This window comes from Halorubrum xinjiangense (assembly GCF_900102375.1).
Lineage (GTDB): Archaea > Halobacteriota > Halobacteria > Halobacteriales > Haloferacaceae > Halorubrum > Halorubrum xinjiangense.
Map to the genome: position 1 here is coordinate 365109 of NZ_FNBO01000001.1, position 17570 is coordinate 382678.

Annotated in this window: 16 protein-coding genes; 6 read left to right on the forward strand and 10 right to left on the reverse strand. The window is 69.0% G+C overall.

Going from position 1 to position 17570, the window contains the following annotated elements:
* Positions 1 to 73: 73 nt before the first annotated feature.
* From F3H13_RS01770 to F3H13_RS01790, 4 genes are all read left to right on the forward strand, one after another.
* Positions 74 to 544 (forward strand): DUF7518 family protein, encoded by a 471-nt coding sequence (locus F3H13_RS01770; RefSeq protein WP_149797349.1) that lies wholly within the window; start codon positions 74 to 76, stop codon positions 542 to 544.
* Positions 545 to 560: 16 nt separating this feature from the next.
* Positions 561 to 4145 carry a chromosome segregation protein SMC gene (smc, locus tag F3H13_RS01775; protein ID WP_149797350.1) on the forward strand — a complete coding sequence of 1195 codons (3585 nt, stop codon included), beginning with the start codon at positions 561 to 563 and terminating at the stop codon, positions 4143 to 4145.
* The gene (locus tag F3H13_RS01780) at positions 4138 to 5217 is read left to right on the forward strand and encodes a segregation and condensation protein A (RefSeq protein WP_149797351.1); all 1080 of its coding nucleotides are present in this window, start codon (positions 4138 to 4140) and stop codon (positions 5215 to 5217) included. Before smc ends, F3H13_RS01780 begins: the two co-directional genes overlap by 8 nt.
* A gap of 370 nt (positions 5218 to 5587) precedes the next feature.
* A complete protein-coding gene (locus F3H13_RS01790) occupies positions 5588 to 6106 on the forward strand; it encodes a DUF4442 domain-containing protein (RefSeq protein ID WP_149797353.1) in 519 nt (172 codons plus the stop codon).
* A 17-nt stretch (positions 6107 to 6123) separates the two neighbouring features.
* Here F3H13_RS01790 and F3H13_RS01795 read toward each other — a convergent pair whose 3' ends face one another.
* The 3 genes from F3H13_RS01795 to F3H13_RS01805 all read right to left on the reverse strand — a co-directional run bounded on the left by F3H13_RS01795 (position 6124) and on the right by F3H13_RS01805 (position 8786).
* Positions 6124 to 7077 (reverse strand): alpha/beta fold hydrolase, encoded by a 954-nt coding sequence (locus F3H13_RS01795; RefSeq protein WP_149797354.1) that lies wholly within the window; start codon positions 7075 to 7077, stop codon positions 6124 to 6126.
* Between the two features lie 74 nt (positions 7078 to 7151).
* Positions 7152 to 8366, reverse strand: coding sequence for a methylmalonyl Co-A mutase-associated GTPase MeaB (gene meaB / locus F3H13_RS01800; RefSeq protein ID WP_149797355.1), 1215 nt, complete (start codon positions 8364 to 8366; stop codon positions 7152 to 7154).
* Positions 8367 to 8786, reverse strand: coding sequence for a cobalamin B12-binding domain-containing protein (locus F3H13_RS01805; protein ID WP_149797356.1), 420 nt, complete (start codon positions 8784 to 8786; stop codon positions 8367 to 8369).
* Between the two features lie 126 nt (positions 8787 to 8912).
* Between F3H13_RS01805 and F3H13_RS01810 the strand changes: the two genes are divergently transcribed.
* A complete protein-coding gene (locus F3H13_RS01810) occupies positions 8913 to 9848 on the forward strand; it encodes a VOC family protein (protein WP_149797357.1) in 936 nt (311 codons plus the stop codon).
* A 47-nt stretch (positions 9849 to 9895) separates the two neighbouring features.
* Here F3H13_RS01810 and F3H13_RS01815 read toward each other — a convergent pair whose 3' ends face one another.
* The 7 genes from F3H13_RS01815 to F3H13_RS01845 all read right to left on the reverse strand — a co-directional run bounded on the left by F3H13_RS01815 (position 9896) and on the right by F3H13_RS01845 (position 17028).
* Positions 9896 to 10948, reverse strand: coding sequence for a sodium:calcium antiporter (locus F3H13_RS01815; RefSeq protein ID WP_149797358.1), 1053 nt, complete (start codon positions 10946 to 10948; stop codon positions 9896 to 9898).
* Between the two features lie 133 nt (positions 10949 to 11081).
* Positions 11082 to 11543 (reverse strand): arsenate-mycothiol transferase ArsC, encoded by a 462-nt coding sequence (locus tag F3H13_RS01820; RefSeq protein ID WP_149797359.1) that lies wholly within the window; start codon positions 11541 to 11543, stop codon positions 11082 to 11084.
* 104 nt (positions 11544 to 11647) lie between these two features.
* Positions 11648 to 12349 carry a phosphate signaling complex protein PhoU gene (phoU, locus tag F3H13_RS01825; RefSeq protein ID WP_149797360.1) on the reverse strand — a complete coding sequence of 234 codons (702 nt, stop codon included), beginning with the start codon at positions 12347 to 12349 and terminating at the stop codon, positions 11648 to 11650.
* Positions 12349 to 13191 (reverse strand): phosphate ABC transporter ATP-binding protein PstB, encoded by an 843-nt coding sequence (pstB, locus tag F3H13_RS01830; RefSeq protein WP_149797361.1) that lies wholly within the window; start codon positions 13189 to 13191, stop codon positions 12349 to 12351. The genes phoU and pstB overlap by 1 nt, the downstream gene beginning before the upstream one ends.
* Position 13192: 1 nt before the next feature.
* Positions 13193 to 14971 carry a phosphate ABC transporter permease PstA gene (pstA, locus tag F3H13_RS01835; protein WP_149797362.1) on the reverse strand — a complete coding sequence of 593 codons (1779 nt, stop codon included), beginning with the start codon at positions 14969 to 14971 and terminating at the stop codon, positions 13193 to 13195.
* Positions 14971 to 15945 (reverse strand): phosphate ABC transporter permease subunit PstC, encoded by a 975-nt coding sequence (gene pstC, locus F3H13_RS01840; RefSeq protein WP_149797363.1) that lies wholly within the window; start codon positions 15943 to 15945, stop codon positions 14971 to 14973. Before pstC ends, pstA begins: the two co-directional genes overlap by 1 nt.
* A 57-nt stretch (positions 15946 to 16002) precedes the next feature.
* Complete coding sequence (locus F3H13_RS01845; RefSeq protein WP_149797364.1) at positions 16003 to 17028, reverse strand: PstS family phosphate ABC transporter substrate-binding protein; 1026 nt, start codon at positions 17026 to 17028, stop codon at positions 16003 to 16005.
* Positions 17029 to 17255: 227 nt separating this feature from the next.
* Here F3H13_RS01845 and F3H13_RS01850 point away from each other — a divergent pair, with 227 nt between their 5' ends.
* Entirely contained in the window at positions 17256 to 17552 is a 297-nt protein-coding gene (locus F3H13_RS01850; RefSeq protein WP_149797365.1) for a DUF7853 family protein, read from the forward strand.
* The last annotated feature ends 18 nt before the right edge of the window (positions 17553 to 17570 follow it).

The window sequence follows — 17570 nt, forward strand, 5'->3', positions numbered from 1 at the left end:
GCAGAATCGTGCGGGTTGGTCACACGTGTGTCTGACGCAGATTTATACGCGTCGCGCGAGCATGCGTGTGTATATGAGTAACCGCGTCGAGGACCTCGAACGGCAGGTCGCGGAGCTACAGGCGGCGGTCAACGGGCTCACCGAGGAGCTCGTCGAGATGAAAGAGCGCGTCCGACAGCTGGAAGACGAGCGGTCGGTCGCGGTCGAGGCCGGCGCCGCCGGGGCGACGGCCGGCTCCGAGACGGCGGACGCCACGGCGGACGACGCGGCGAGCGACCGACCTTCGGGGGACGACGCCGCGGAGGCGGCCGGCGGCGAGCGGACGACCCACTCCGACGACCACGTCGACGTCTTCGAGTCCGTCGAGGAGCCGTCCGACGGCGCCGAAGCGGAGGCGGCGACGGCGGACGACGCGGGCGAGGGAGACGACGTCATCGTCCCCGAGCAGTCGGCGACGACGCCCGACGCCGACGCGGCGGCCGAGGAGTCCGCCGAGGACGACGAGGGCGAGTCGAGCGAGGGCGACGACATCATCGTCGCGTAAGCGGTCGTCAGACCACATGCACATCACTGAAGTCGTTCTGGACGGGTTCAAGAGCTTCGGGCGAACGACGAGAATCCCCTTTTACGAGGACTTCACCGTCGTCACCGGCCCGAACGGCTCCGGGAAGTCGAACATCATCGACGGCGTGCTGTTCGCGCTCGGGCTCGCCCGCACCCGCGGGATCCGCGCCCAGAAGCTCACCGACCTCATCTACAACCCCGGCCACGACGACGGCGAGGCCGCCGACGGGCCGAGCGAGGCCTCCGTCACGGTCGTGCTCTCCAACGAGGACGGCACCCTCGACCGCTCGCAGGTGGTCTCTGCGGCCGGCACGGAGAACGTCGGCGACGTCTCCGAGATCACGATCAAACGGCGCGTGAAGGAGACCGAGGACAACTACTACTCGTACTACTACCTCAACGGCCGGTCGGTGAACCTCTCTGACGTCCAGGACCTGCTCGCGGCCGCGGGCGTCACCCCGGAGGGGTACAACGTGGTGATGCAGGGCGACGTCACCGAGATCATTAACATGACCCCCTACCAGCGGCGGGGGATCATCGACGAGATCGCGGGCGTCGCGGAGTTCGACGAGAAGAAGGAGGCGGCCTACGAGGAGCTCGACACGGTCGAAGACCGGATCGGCGAGGCGGACCTCCGCATCGGCGAGAAGCAGGACCGGCTCGACCAGCTCGCCGACGAGCGCGAGACCGCCCTCCAGTACCAGGATCTCCGCGACGAGCTCGAGGAGTACCGCGGGTTCCGCAAGGCCTCCGAGCTCGAGGAGAAGCGCGACGCGCTCGCGGGCGTCGAGGGCGACATCGACGAGGCCGAGACCGACCTCGAAGGACTCCGCGAGGAGCTCGACGCCAGACAGGGGAAGCTCACTCGCTTGGAGGAAGACTTAGCGGACCTCAATCACGAGATCGAGACGAAGGGCGAGGACGAACAGATCCAGATCCGCTCGGAGATCGAAGAGATCAAAGGCGAGGTCTCGCGGCTGGAGGACAGGATCGAGTCGGCCGAGTCGCGCGCCGAGTCGGCCGAGAACGACCGGCGCCAGGCGTTCGTCCAGATAGACAGGAAAGAGGAGAAGATCGAGGAACTCGACGCGGAGATCCGCGAGACGAAAGTGGAGAAGGCGTCGGTGAAGTCGGAGCTGGCGACGAAGCGCTCCAAGCTGGCCGACGTCGAGGCCGAGATCGAGGGGGCCGACACCGAGTTCGACGAGCTGAAAGCCGAGCTGTCGGAGAAGAAGGAGGCGATCGAGACGCTCCGCGAGGAGAAAAACGAGACGCAACGCGAGAAGGACCGGCTGCTCGACGAGGCCCGCCGCCGCTCGAACGCCGTGAGCGAGGCCCGCGAGGAGTTAGAGGCGGCCCGCGAGTCGCTCCCGGAACACAAGGCGCGGATCTCCGAGCTGAAAGGCGAGCTCGACAAAGCCGAGAAGAACCAGGCGACCATCGAGGACGCGGTCGCCGACCTGTTCGCCGAGAAGGCCGAAAAGCAGGAGCGGTTAGAGGATATCGAGGGGACGCTGCGCGAGAAGCAGAACGAGTACGCCAAGCTGGAGGCGGCCGCCGACCAGCGCGGCGACGCCTCCTGGCCCCGGGCTGTCACCGAGGTGAAGAACGGGGGCATCGACGGCGTCCACGGCGCCGTCGGCGAACTGGGGTCGGTCGAGGCCGAGTACGCCGAGGCCTGCGAGACCGCCGCCGGCGGCCGGCTGGCGAACGTCGTCGTCGACGACGACGGCGTCGGCTCGACCTGTATCGACTACCTCAAACAACGGAACGCGGGGCGGGCGACGTTCCTCCCCATCACGAAGATGGACGACCGGAGCCTGCCGCGGAAGCCCTCGCTGCCGGGCGTCGTTGACTTCGCGCGAAACCTCGTCGACTACGACGCCGAGTACGAGTCGATCTTCTCGTACGTGCTCGGCTCGACGCTCGTCGTCGAGGACATGGCGACCGCCCGCGAGCTGATGGGCGACTACCGGATGGTCACGCTCGACGGCGACCTCGTCGAGAAGTCCGGCGCGATGACCGGCGGCTCCGGCGGCGGCTCCCGCTACTCGTTCACGAAGTCCGGCGGCGGGAAGCTCGAACGGCTCGCGACCGAGATATCCGACCTCGAAGACGAGCGGCAGTCGGTCCAGTCAGAGATCGACGCGCTCGACGACGACATCGAGGACGCGCGCGACCGCAAGGCCGACGCGGCCGAGCGCGTCCGGTCGCTGGAGGCGGACGTCGAGCGCGCCGAGGACGACCTCGCCGAGGCCGAAGCCCGGATCGAGGAGCTGGAGGCCGAGCTGGAGGAGCTTGAGGCCGAACGCGAGTCGGTCGACGCGGAGATGACGGCCTTAGACGAGCAGCTCGCGGAGACCGACGCGGAGATCGACGAGGTCGCCGCCGAGATCGACGAGATCGAGGCCGAGCTCGCCGACTCGAAGATCCCGGAGCTCTCCGAGCGCGCCGACGAGATCCGCGCCGAGATCGGCGAGTTGGAAGGCCGGATGGACTCGCTCGACGGGCGGATAAACGAGCTGGAGTTAGAGAAGGGGTACGCCGAAGACGCCGTCGACGACCTCCACGACGACGTCGAGGAGGCGCAGAACGCGAAGGCGGAGGCCGAGGAGGCGATCGCCGACCACGAGGCCGCGATCGAGGAGAAGGAGGCGGAGTTAGCGGAAAAGCAGGAGGCGATCGCCGACTTAGAGGAGGAGCTCACGGAGCTGAAATCGGAGCGCGAGGAGCTCCGCGAGGAGATCCGGGAGGCGACCCGGAAGCGCGACGAGCAGCGGTCGCTCGTCTCGGAGGCCGAGTCCGACCTCTCCGATCTCACCGACCGCCGCGACCGCCTGGAGTGGGAGATAGACGAGCTGGAGTCGCAGGTGGGCGCCTACGACGCCGACGAAATTCCCGACCTCGACGAGGTGGAGTCGCGGATCGAGGCGCTCGAGTCGGAGATGGAGGCGCTCGAACCCGTGAACATGCTCGCGATCGACGAGTACGACGAGGTCCAGGCGGCCCTCGACGAGCTTCAGGAGCGCCGCGACGTCCTCGTCGAGGAGCGCGACGCCATCGAGGAGCGCATCGAGGGGTACGAGGCGGCGAAAAAGGAGACGTTCATGGAGACGTTCGAGTCGATCAACGACCACTTCCGGGACATCTTCGCGCGGCTCTCGGCCGGGACCGGCGAGCTCGTCTTGGAGAACCCCGAGGACCCGTTCGAGGAGGGGCTGACGATGAAGGCACAACCCGCGGACAAGCCGGTCCAGCGGCTCGACGCGATGAGCGGCGGGGAGAAGTCGCTCACCGCCCTCTCCTTTATTTTCGCCGTCCAGCGGCACAACCCCGCCCCGTTTTACGCCTTAGACGAGATCGACGCGTTCCTCGACGCGGTCAACGCCGAGCGCGTCGGCGAGATGATCGAGGAGCTGGCCGCGGACGCGCAGTTCGTCGTCGTCGGGCACCGCTCGGCGCTTTTAGAGCGCTCGGACCGCGCCATCGGCGTCACGATGCAGGGCGACAACCTCTCGGCGGTGACCGGGATGCAGTTCGGCGACGACGCGGACGAGGAAGGGGTGAGCGCGGATGACTGACGAGGACGACGGCGCCGCCGACGGCGGCGTTCCGGACCTCGACCTGACGAGCGAGCGCGACGGGGCGGACCCCTTCGCGGACGACGCCCCGGGAGGCGACGGACCCGACTCGGCCGACGAAGCCGACGCGGGCTCGGCCGGCGGTTCCGGCGCCGACGAAGCCGACGCGGACATCGCCGACAAAGCCGATGCGGACGTCGCCGACGCTTCCGACGCGGACTCGACAGACGAACCCGACCCGGACGTGCCCAATGTTACCACGCCGGGCGAGGCCGACGACGACGAGGTCGAGCCCGTGGAGCTCCTCGTCCAGCTCGCCGAGGAGGGCGAGATCGAGCCGTGGGATATCGACATCGTCCAGGTGACGGACGCGTTCTTAGAGAAACTCGACGAGACGGACCTCCGGACGACCGGGCGGGCGCTGTTCTACGCCAGCGTCCTGCTCCGGATGAAAAGCGACGGCATGCTGGCGGACGACGACGAAGAGACGGAGCCCGAGCCGGAGCCGTGGGAGGTCGCGATGGAGGGCGGCGCGCCCGACCCGGCCGACGGCGACTTCGACCCCGTCGACAAGCTGGAGGCCGAGATGGACCGCCGGCTCGACCGCAAGAACACCCGCGGGTCGCCGGAGACGCTCGACGAGCTGGTCCGCGAGCTGCGCGAGGCCGAGCGCGGCTCGTGGTGGAAGGACTCCCGCGAGTACGACACCTCCGAGTCGCCCCACGGCCACGCCCGCGGCACGCAGACGCTCGACTACCACGCCGGCGACGAGTTCCGGCAGGACGGGGAGCCGACCGCGGGCGAGGCGACCGACCGCACCCACGACGAGGACATCGAGGAGGTGATAGTGGAGATCGACACCGCCCTCAGGACCCACTTCGACCGCGGGCGCACGGAGGTCCTGTTCGCGGAGATCGAGACCGCGGGCGGCCGCCCGTTCATAACGTACCTCGCGCTGCTTTTCATGGCCCACCGCGGCTCGGTCCGGCTCCAGCAGGACGACCTGTTCGGCGACCTGTGGGTGAAGGACCCGACGGCGATGACCGGCGAGTCGGAAGCGATCGCGGACTAACAGCTTTTCGAGAACACAGCAGCAGGTCTCCAGTACGTGTGTTCTGCTACATCGACGGTGAACACCGCCAAATCCCCAGCCATTCGTTTATAAATAGCCGACAGCTGATCGGTGACACCGACCTCCAAAGCCTCAGCCGTGAGTCCCGCCCGGCACGGCGACCGCACCGCAGCCTCACGCCTCCCCAGCCTCGCGGCTCCCTCCGCTTCGCTCCGGTCGCCGCGTCCCTCGCGCGTGCGACTCGCGCCCTCCGGGCGCTCGTCGGCACGCGCCACCGTGGGTCGTGTGAGCGAGCGTCCGACGTCGACAACCCCCGGCCGGTTGTCGCCGGTTCCGACATCGGTTTGTCGCCGGGCCGCCGCGGATCGCCGTGAGCGATTCCCCGACCGGGGTCGACCGCGACCCCGACCCGCGACCGTTGCGCGAGGACCCGCCGGCCGAGAGCCGCCGGACCCGGCTCTGGCGGCTCGGGTTCAACCTCCTTCCCGCGTACCGGGGCACGGGGGCGCGCGTCGACCACATCGCCGCCGACTGGCGCTACATCCGGATCCGCGTCCCGTTCAACTGGCGCACGCGGAACGCGGTTGGAACGGTGTTCGGCGGCAGCATCTACGGCGCGATCGACCCGGTGTACATGACGATGCTCCGACGGATCCTCGGTGACGACTTCACCGTGTGGGACAAGTCGGCCGCGCTGGAGTTCATCGAGCCCGGTCGCGAGGCGCTGTACGCGGAGTTCGACCTGCCGGTCGCGGAGACGGAAGCGATCCGCGACGCGCTCGAGCCCGGCGAGTCGACCGACCGCAACTACCTCGTCTCGCTCGTCGACGAGGCCGGGGAGGTCCACGCGGCCTGCGAGAAGACGCTGTACGTGCGCCGCGACGCCTGAATCGGTCCCGCCCCGAATCAGGCCGTCGCGCCCGCGACGAGCGCCTCCTCGACCGTTTCGACGAAGCGCTCGGGGTGTTCGACGTGGGGGAGCAGCCGCGCGCGGTCGAAGACGACGAGGCGCGCGTCGGCGGCGTCCGCGAGCTCGCGGCCGTCGGTGAGCGGGCTCACGGTCGCCTCCCGGCCCCAGACGATCGTCGGGGGCACGTCGAGGTCGGCGAGCGCGGCGGCGAGGTCGATGTCGCTGTTCAGGCTTCCCGAGACGAACGACGCGGGCGCGAACCGCGCGTTCTCGACATGGGTGGTGCGCCACTCGTAGTCGGTCCACTCCGCGCTCGGGTTCGCCGGATCGTCGTAGCCGTGGTCGGCGTTGAAGTAGCGGATCGACGGCTTCGCGGTGATGACGTTGAACAGCGCCCGTCCGACGAGCGGGGCGCGGAGCAGCTCGCGGAGCCACGCCTTGGCCGGGCTCGGCCCCGCGGTCGCCGTCGGACAGACCGCGACGAATCCGCTGAGGGTGACGCCGTCGTCCCCGTCGCCGCCGTCGACCGCCGCGGCGGCGTACGCGGCCGAAAGCGAGGAGGCGACGACGGCCGGCTCGTCGAACTCGGCGAGGAAGTCGTGCGCGAAGTCCTCGTACAGCGCGGCGGAGTACCGGAGCGGCGGCCGGTCGGAGCGGCCGTACCCCGGGAAGTCGGGCGCGACGACGTGGTACTCGTCGGCTAAGTCGTCGAACACCGCGCGCCACTCCCCCGAGGAGCCGGCGGCGTTGATCCCGTGGAGTAAGAGGAGGTCCGGGTCGTCCGGGTCGCCCGCCTCGGTGTACGCGACGTCCATCCCGCGCCAGCGGAAGACGCCGTCGTCGCCGTCGAGCGGGGACTCCAGTTCGCCCTCGTACCGGAGACCGGTGTTGAGCGCCGCGAGCGCGCCGACGCCGAGGACGGCGCCGCCGAGGAGATTCCTGAGCTTCATAGAAACCTGTTGGTTCGCTGGCGACTTATACCCGTGGGACGCGGCGACGGATCCGGCGAGTGTGGGGGCGGCCGTCAGTCGTCGCGGTCGCCGTCCCCGGCCTCGTCGACGCAGTCGGCGATCGGCCCGACGATCGCCTCCGCGACCGCGTACGGGTCCGTCTCGCGGTCGCGGACCCGCTCCGCGAGGCGCTCGATCCCGCCGCGGCGCTCGATCTCGGCGGTCGCGAGCGCGCCCACGTCCGCCCGCACGAGCGTCCGGATCTCCGCCGCGTACCGGCGGCGCTGGGTCGTCTCGATCTCGCCCGACTCCCGGAGGTACGCCGCGTGCGCGTCGAACGCCTCGATCAGGGCCGCGACGCCCTCGCCGCTGTTCGCGACGGTCTCTAAGACATCCGGCGTCCACGACTCGTCCGAATTGCCTGCGCCGTGCGCGTCGGAATCACCCGCGCCGTGGGCATCGGACTCGCCATGCTCGGAACCGCCCGCGTGATCGCCGTCGTGGTGGCCGTCGCCGTGGCCCGCCGCGGAGTCGCCGCGGCCGGTCGAGGCCATCGAGGCCGCGCCGTGGTGGCCGGCGCCGCGGCCGGTCGTTCCGCCCTCGCGGCGGTGGACCATCTCCTCTAGCTCCGCGACGGTCCGCTGTGCGCCGTCCATGTCGGCCTTGTTGACCACGAAGACGTCGCCGATCTCCAAGATGCCGGCCTTCAGCGTCTGCACGTCGTCGCCGGAGCCGGGCTGGACTAACACGGCGACCGTGTCGGCGGTGCGGACCACGTCGACCTCGTTCTGCCCGGCGCCGACCGTCTCTAAGACCACCACGTCCTTCCCGAAGGCGTCGAGCGCCTTCACGGCGTCCGCGGTCGCGGTCGAGAGGCCCCCGAGCTGTCCGCGCGCGCTCATCGAGCGGAAGAACACGTCCATGTCGCCGACGTTCGACCCCATCCGGATCCGGTCGCCGAGGACGGCGCCGCCGGTGTACGGCGAGGAGGGGTCAACCGCGATCACGCCGACCGTGTCGCCGCGGTCGCGGTAGGCGGCGGCGAGCTTGTCGACGAGCGTCGACTTCCCGGCGCCCGGCGAGCCCGTGATCCCGATCACGTCCGCGCCGCCGGTGTGCTCGTGGAGCGCGGAGACGATCGCGCGGTACCCCGGCGTCCGGTTCTCGATCTTGGTGATGACGCGGGCGAGCGCGCGGTGGCTCCCCGAGAGGAGGTCCTCGACGAGCGCCGCGTCGTCGTCGGAGAGCGTCGGCGCGTCCGCGAACGCCGGTTCGTCCGGCCCGGCCATCTACGCGCGCTCCGGGACGTTGTTCCGGATGAACTCGATCGTCTCCTCCATCGGCGTCCCGGGGCCGAACACCTCGGCGACGCCCTGCTCTTTCAGGTCGGCCTCGTCCTCGTCCGGAATGATCCCCCCGACGAGGACGAGGGTGTCGTCGAACGCGTCGTACTCTTTCAGCCCCTCGATCACCTTCGGGATCAGCGTGTTGTGCGCGCCCGAGAGGATCGAGATGCCGAGCACGTCGACGTCCTCTTGCACCGCCGCCTGGACGATGTCCTCCGGCGCGCGGTGGAGCCCGGAGTAGACGACCTCGAAGCCGGCGTCGCGGAACGCCCGCGCGATCACGTGTGCGCCCCGGTCGTGGCCGTCGAGCCCGACCTTCGCGACCAGACACCGGACGGCCCGCTCCTGCTGTTCGGCGCTCATACCCCACGATGGGTCGCGTGCCCGCTTGATTCTAACGGACGATAGGGAAGGTTCGGTGAAAGCGGCGTCGCCCGAGACGGGGCCGCGACCGACGCGTTGAACGCGCGGGCGACCGTAGGCCGGCCAATGACCGACACCGACGACGACTCCGCGGTCGGCTCTGCGGGCGACTCCGCGGACGCCCGCGCGGACCGACTTCCGGCCGAGACGCGGATCGGCCGCGTCGCGCTCCGGGTCGCCGACCTCGACGAGACGACCGCGTTCTACCGGGATGTGGTCGGCCTCGCCGTCCTCGACCGCGACAACGAACGCGCCGTTCTCGGGGCCGGAGCGACCCCGCTTCTGGTCCTACAGCGCGACGCCGACCGCCCCGCCCGGAGCCGGACCGACGCCGGCCTCTTCCACACCGCGTTCCGGGTCCCCTCGCGGGCCGCGCTCGGCGAGGCGCTGGCGCGCGTGCGGAAGCGGTGGCGGCTCGACGGCGCCTCCGACCACCTCGTCAGCGAGGCGCTGTACCTCGACGACCCCGAGGGGAACGGCGTGGAGATATACCGCGACCGCCCCCGTGAGGAGTGGCCCGTCGACGGCGACGGAGCCGTACGAATGGCGACCGACCCGCTCGACGTCGAGGGCGTCGCCGCGGCGGCGTCGGCCGTGGGTGGCGCTGATTCCGCCGCCCTCGTCGACCGCGCTCCCGCCGGTACCGACGTCGGCCACATGCACCTCGAAGCCACCTCGCTGGCGGCGTTCGAGGCGGTGTACGTCGACGGCCTCGGCTTCGAGGTCGGCATGGCAGGGCCGGACGTCCGGTTCGTCGCCGCCGGCGGCTACCACCACCACCTCGGCGCGAACACGTGGCGGGGCCGGACGACCCCCGCCGCGAGACGCGGCCTCGCGTGGTTCGAGGTGGTCGTGCCCGACGCGGCCGCGCTGGACGCGATTCGGGCTCGACTCGACGCGGTCGCGGCCGGGCACGACGCCGAGTTCGCGGTCGAAGAGCGCGAGGAGGGGATCGCCGTCACCGACGCCGACGCGATCGAGGTCCGCGTTCGGACGGAGTAGCCGAGCACTCCGGACGCGATCGTGGCCCGGGCCGCCTCACGGGCCGATCATCCGACGATCGTCCGGAGCGTCGACTCGGTCAAGAACGCGGTGATCCCGAGCGCCTCGGTCGTCATCCAGCCGAGGAAGGCGACGTACATCGCGAGGAAGACGTACCCCTCCTCGGTGGTGATCTCGAAGTCCGTCGCGGCCATCACCACCACGACGAGGGTGGTGTAAAACAGGAACAACAGGAGCGGCACGGAGGTGAGGAAGCCGATCGAGACGCCGCCGGCGAGGATGACGCCGATCGGCAGCGCCGCGACGAGGTTGAACGTGTTCGTCCCGAAGACGTTCGCGACCGCCGCGCGCTTGTCGCCGGCCTTGCCCATCTTCACGCCGACGAGCAGGTCGGGGAACGAGCTCAGCACCGACAGCACGGTCACGGAGACGAGGAACGACGGCGCGCCGAGCGCCTCGGAGAGCTGTACGGTCATGGTGACCATCGACTCGACGCCGACGAGCACGACGACCAGCCCGCCCGCGAACAGCCCGGCCTGCTTCGGGACGTTCGTCGATTCCGTCCGCTTCATGTCCGACGCGCCGCTCTTGCCGCCGGCGAGGAGGATGACGTACACGCCGTACAACACCAGCAGGCCGACGCCCATCTGGGGGGTGATCCGCGCGAGCTCCCGCCCGTCGGTCCCGAGGACGCCGAGCGCGATCACGCCGAAGAGGGCGAGGACGGCGACCATGTAGAAGATGGCGTCGCGGTAGACGATCCCCTGCGTCGTCGTCGTGTCGCCGCTCGTGATGGAGACGGCGGCCGGGATGACCAAGATGTTGAACACCGCCGTCCCGATGAGCGCGCCGGCGCCGACGCCGAAGTCGCCGAGGAAGACCACCGAGATGACGATGATCGCGAGTTCGGGGAACGACGTGGCGGCCGCAACGATGAGCCCCCCCTGGATCGCCTGCGAGACGCCGAAGTGGTCGCTGATCTTCGAGGTCGTCGACTCGATGACGTTCGCTCCCCTCCAGGTCAACAGGAACCCGATCGCGCCCAACACGATCCAGACGACGAGCGACTGGTCTCCGATGAGCTCCTGCAGTACAGTCACGTCTGGTCACTCGGCCCGGAGTCGATTATGGGTTCCGGAGACACGGCGGGGAAAGCCGGTCAGTCCCGATCGGGTCGCGTCCGGCAGGTCGGAAGGGAACACAAAAGAGAGACCTGTCGACGGCGCGAGCGTCCTACTCGTCGTCGCGCTTGCCGAACCGCTCGTCGAAGACGGCGACCACGCGGCGCTCGACCTCGTCGCGGATCTCGCGGACCGCCTCGATCGGTCGCTCGCCCGGGTCTTCGAGGGCCCAGTCGTCGGTGTCGACCTCGTCGAGTTCGAGCGTCGAACACCCCATCGTCGCGACGAAGTCCGACTCGGCGAGCGACTCGTCGGCGATCGCTCGCGGCGTCCGGCCGTTCACGTCGAGGTCGACTTCCGCGAGCGCCTCGACGACGACGTCGTGAACGCTGTCGGCGGGCGCGGTGCCGCCGGTCCGGATCTCGACGCGGTCGCCGAGCCCGCGCCGGTCGCGCTCGCGCTCCGCGAACGCCGTCGCCATCTGGCTGCGCCCGGCGTTGCGGACGCACATGAACGTGAGGATAGTCGTCTCGTCGGTCGCCTCGTCGTCGGTCGTGTCGGTGGGTGTCGTCATCGTGGATCGGTGGGTGCCGGCATCGTGGATCGGTGGGTGCCGGCATCGTGGATCGGTGTGTGTCGGTGCCGCGGGCGCGGACCGCCCGCCGCAAACCGCCCGCCTCAGTAGATCAGCTCGTCGTCGTTCTCGATCATGTACAGCGTCCGCGCCGCGACGTTGACCGCGTGGTCCGCGATCCGTTCGAGGTCGCGCACCGCGAGCAGCGCCTGCGACACCTCGTCGAGCGAGGTCTCGAGCGCCTCGCCGTCGGTCGGTGCCGGCCCGTCGCGCGCGGCGTTGCGGGCGCGGTCGGCCTCCAGCAGCTCGCGGACGACAGCCTCGCTCGCCCGCCGACAGCGCTCGTCGAACTCGTCGTCGCGGGCCGCGATCTCGCGGCAGGCGTCCGGGTCGCGCGCCGCGTAGGCGTCGACCGCGTCCGCGACCATCTCGCGGGCGCCCACCCCGAGGTCGCGCACGTCGACGGCGTCGTGGACGCCGCCCTCGGGGCCCCCGTACGCCGCGACGTTCGTCGCGAGGTCGGCGACGCGTTCGAGGTCGGTGATGATCTTGAAGGAGGCGGCGACGAGCCGCAGGTCGCCGGCCACCGGCTGTTGGAGCGCCAAAAGCTCCGTACACTCGTCCTCCAAGGCGAGGTACGTCTCGTTAACCTCGTGGTCGGTCTCGATCACCGACCGGGCGAGCTCCTCGTCGCCGGTCACCGCGGCCTCGACGGCGTCGTCGAGCCGGTCGCAGACGGTCTCGCCCATCGCGACCACGTCCTCGCGGAGCTCGTCGAGCCGCTCTTGGTAGTTCTCGCGGGGCATTATCCGAACTTCCCCGTGATGTAGTCCTCGACGCGCTGTTCTTCCGGATCCTCGAAGATCTTCGTGGTGTCGTCGTACTCGACGAGCCGGCCGCCGGTGAGGAACACCGCGGTCCGGTCGGAGATCCGGGCCGCCTGCTGCATGTTGTGCGTGACGATGATGACGGTGTACTCCTCCGCGAGGTCGTCGATGAGGTCCTCGATCTTCGAGGCCGCCACGGGGTCTAACGCCGAGGTCGGCTCGTCCATCAGGATGACCTCCGGGTCGGGCGCGATGGCGCGGGCGATACAGAGCCGCTGTTGCTGGCCGCCGGAGAGGTCGAGCCCGGAGGAGTCGAGCTGGTCTTTCACCTCGTCCCACAGCGCGGCGCTCTTCAGCGACTCCTCGACGCGGGCGTCGACGTCGCCGTCGAACCCCTGGATCTTCAGCCCGTACGCGACGTTGTCGCGGATCGACTTCGGGAACGGGTTCGGCTTCTGGAACACCATCCCGATCTTCCGGCGGAGGGCGACGGGGTCGACGTCGGCGTCGTACACGTTCTTCCCGCCGAACTCCACGTCGCCCTCGACGCGGCACACCTCGATCATGTCGTTCATCCGGTTGATACACCGGAGGAACGTCGACTTCCCGCAGCCCGAGGGGCCGATGAGCGCGGTCACGCGCTTTTCGGGGATCTCGATCGACACGTCGTCGATCGCCTGTTCGTCGCCGTAGTAGACGTTCAGGTCGCGCGCGGCGACCGCGGTCCGATGCGAGGGGGCGGTCCGGTCGTTCGATTCGGTCTCTACGTCCGTCGTGATGAGCGAGTCGCTCGGTTCCGTCTTGGTTTCGGTGTTACTCATATCAGTCACCCCGCTCCGCGCGGTTCCGCAGCAGTATCGCCGTCCCGTTCATACCGACGAGGATGATCAACAGCGTAATAACGCCTGCGGCGACGACCCCGTAGCGGAACTCCGCCTGCGGGAAGTTCGCCCACGCGTAGATCTGCATCGGCATCGCGCTGAACTTGCTGAACAGGCTGCTCGGCGGGCTGAACACCGTCGTCGCCGCGCCGACCATAATGAGCGGCGCGGTCTCGCCGATCGCCCGGCCGAGCGCGAGGATCGTCCCGGTGAGAATTCCGGGGAACGCCTCCGGGAGGACGACGTTCTTCGTCGTCTGCCAGCGGGTCGCGCCCATCGCGTCCGACCCTCGGCGCAGGTCGTCCGGCACCGACCGGATCGCCTCCTGTGCGGAGATGATCGTGATCGGGAGGATGAGCAGCGACAGCGTCAGCGACACGGTCACCGCGGTCCCGAACCCGAACCCGAGGAGGTTCGCGAACAGTCCCAGTCCGAGCAGTCCGTACACGACGGACGGGACCGCCGCCAGGTTCGCGATGTTGATCTGAAGCAGCCGCGTCAGCGCGCCGACGATGCCGGTGTCCGCGGTGTACTCCTCGAGGAACACCGACGTCGCGACCCCGAGGACGAACGACAGCACGGCGACCATCGCGATGATGATCACCGAGCCGACGATCGCCGGATAGAGTCCCGCCTCGGTGGCGTTTCTGGACGGCGCCTCCGTGAGGAACGTCTCGCTGACCCACGGGCTCGGCGTCGGGATCCCGAACGTTTCGACGACGGCGGCGCCGGCAAGCGCGCCGGCGATGAGAAGCACCGGGAGGGTGAGCCCAATGACGCCCTCGCCGACGTCGAACACCCGGTCGAGATACACGGCGACCGGGACGCCCGCAACGGCGATGACCAGCAGCGCGTTCGGGCCGCCGACACCGAGTCCGATTGCGCGTCCGAAGAGCCCGACGACGGCCGCAAGTCCGAGCGGAACGCCGCCCGCGAGGACCGCTTTGGGCCGACTCGATCGCGCGTCGACGACGAGGGCTCCCGCGGCCGCGATCGGGATCGCCAGCGTCCAGAGGTAGATGAACACCGTGGTCGGATACGTGTCGATAATGGGGCGTAGGAACACCGCGAGCAGCGTGCCGAGAATGGCAGTCGGAAGCGCGGCCGTCAGAGCGGACGAGACGTCCCGAGTGTGCCCGTATCCGTAGACGAGAGCGGCCGGAACGACCCCGAGCGTGTACACGAGGAACCACAGCCGCTCGTCGAACACTAAGAAGAGGACGCTGAACGCCATCCCGATAGCGGCTCCACCGATCAGCCGTCCGATGAGCCCGAACCCGACCGATCCGGGACGACCGCGCGCGCCCATGTAGACGAGGTATCCAGTGAGCGGGACGACGACGACGAAGAGGTACGTGAGCTGCCAGTTGAGCCGCGGAATCTGGCCGACGAACGTCTCGATCGCGGTGAAAACCGCGGCGACCGCGACGAGTCCGCCGCCGCCGACGGCGACCGCGCGGCGCGTCAACGTCGGGTCGCGGGCGCTGTATAGGCAGAATCCGAGGAACGGCACGACGAGCGTGAGGAAGTAGGTCAACAGCCATAGCGGGTTCGCCCCCGCGAGGTCGAACGCGTCGATCGTGACGTAGATGAGCAGCACAGCGAGCGCGAAGATCCCGAGCACGCTCGCCCCGAGCGAGAGGTATTCGAAGGCGATCCCCCGGACGCGGCTCACCTCGCCGAACCCCTCGACGCGACTGGCGTCGGTGTCGGTCGCCATCAGTACTCCTCCCGGTAGCGTTCCGCGATAATGTCACTGAGAACGTTCATTACGAGGGTCACCACGAACAGCGTGAGTCCGAGCGCGAACATCGCGTCGTACGGGATCGTCCCGCCAGTCAGGTCCCCGCCGGCGATCTGTACCATCGCGACGGTGATCGTCATTCCGGAGTCGAGAAGCGTGTCGGCGGGGTTGATGTACGGGACCCCGAGGAGCCCCTCCCGGACCGCGGGCATCTGCGCCTGCGCGCCCATCGCGACAACGACGATCATCGTCTCGCCAATTGCGCGCGAGACGGCGAGGATATACGATGAGGCGATCCCGGAGATAGAGGCCGGAACCACAATACCGGTCGACACCTCGAACTTCGTCGCGCCGAGCCCGTAGCCGGCCTGCCGTAAGTCGTCCGGCACGGCGCTCATCGCGTCCTCGGAGATCGACGACACCATCGGAATCGTCATGATCCCGACCATCAGCGACGCCGACAGGGCGTTGAACGTGCTCATCTCCGGGAACATCGTCGCCTTCAGTGCCGGGGTGACGTACACCAGCGCGAAGTACCCGTACACGACCGTCGGGATGCCGGCGAGGATTTCCAAGAGCGGTTTCAGTATCGAGCGCGCGTTCGACGTCGCGTACTCGCTGAGGTATATCGCGGTCAGCGTTCCGACCGGCAGCGCGACGAACGCGGCCGTGATCGTTACGGTGAGCGTCCCGATCACTAACGCGACGATGCCGAACGTCTGCCCGCCCCCGCGCGGGTTCGGGCTCCAACTGGTGCTGGTCAGGAACTCGCGGATCGGTACCTCGGCGAAAAACATCACCGCGTCCGACAGCAGGGTCGCGATGATTGCGACCGTCGTGAGCAGCGTGATCACCGCGCACGCGGCGAAGAACCCGCCGTAAGTTCCCTCCTTCAGTCGTGTGAGCCCGCTCCGTCGCTGTAGATCCGGACTCTCGGTGCTATCTGTCACGGACGGTCGGGTATCGCACGCTGTCGTAAATCAATACACCGGTTCATGACGCGGGTCTCAGCCCTGCGCCTGCTCGATCGCGTCTTCGAGGATCTGCATCTGCTCTTCCTGCGTCTCCTCGGTCGCGGGGACGTACCCGACGTCGCCGGCCACGAGGTCCTCGTTCGTGGTCTGGCTGACGAAGTAACGGGCGAACTCCGCGATGTGCTCTTCGCCGAGCGCCTCGATCGACGGATACGTGAATAGCGGCCGCGAGAGCGGGGCGTACTCGCCGGAGGACGCGGTCTCGAGGCTCGGCTTGACCGGTCCGTCACCGTTGTCGATGGCGACCGGTGTGATCTGGTCTTGGTTCTGGAACCAGTACGCGAACCCGAAGTACCCGATCGCGTACTCGCTGCCCTCGACCCCCGAAGCGATGGTGTTGTCCTGCTCGGTGGCCTGGTAGTCGTCGGTGTGGCCGTCCTCGCCCATGATGTTCTCGATGAAGTAGTCGTACGTCCCCGAGGTGTCGGCGGCGCCGAACCGCTCGATCTCCTCGTCGGGCCACTCGTCGCGCACGTCGCTCCACAGCTCGGCGGCGTCGGACTGCCAGATCTGCGAGAGCTCGTCGACGGTCATCTCCGTCGCGAAATCGTTGTCGTTGTTGATCACGACGGTGAGCGCGTCCGTCGCAGCGATCAGCTCGACGTACTCGACGCCGTTTTCGGCGCACAGCTCCTCTTCTTCCGGCTGGATCGGCCGGCTGGCGTTGTTGAAGTCGGTCTCACCGACACAGAAGAAGTTCGAGAAGCCGCCGCCCGAGCCCGTGGAGCTGATGTCCGGGTCGACCTGCGGGTGCTGCTCGGCGAAGTCCTCCATGACCGCGCTCATCAGGGGGAACACCGTGCTCGACCCCGCGATGTTAATTGCGCCCGACAGGGAATCGGAACCGTCGGAACCGTCGGAGCCGTCGGAGCCGTCGGAGCCGTCGCCCCCCTCGGTCTCGGTACACCCTGCGAGTCCGAGTACCCCTGCGCCGGCGAGCGCCGCAAGCGATTTCCGCCGCGTGATTCCCGCTGTGTCCGCGTCGTGGCTTGAAGCCATCACCTGTGATTGGGCGAGTTCCGGTTAAGTAGTATGCTATGAGGGGTACTGGGGGACGCGTACGGCCCGGTACGGCAACGTTCCGGTATATACGATATATAGAGATATATAGCAGATCGAACCGCGGTCGACAGTGACGGGCGGTGACGCCGGACGGCACCGCGGCGTCGCCCCGACCGCGAACCGAGACGTGGTTTTAAGTCCCCGTACCGGGAGAAGCCGGACGAATGACCCCTCCCACGACCGACGGGCCGCCGGCGCCGACGACCTCCCGGGAAGAGGCGTGGGTGGCCCACGCCGCGCTGGTCGACGCCGCGCGGAACGCGACCGCCGAGGACCCCGCGTACCACCGTCCGATCGAGTCGATAGAGCGCGGCGCGGCGCTCGACGACGAGGACGTCGCCCTACTGCGCGACGCGCTCGTCGACTACCTCGGCGACGCGCCGGTCCGCGACCGCGCCCCCGGCCGCGCGCTGTTGCGGCGCACCGACGACGCGACGGACGCGCGGTCGCGGCGCGCGTAGGTCGCGGGCGAAAAGAGC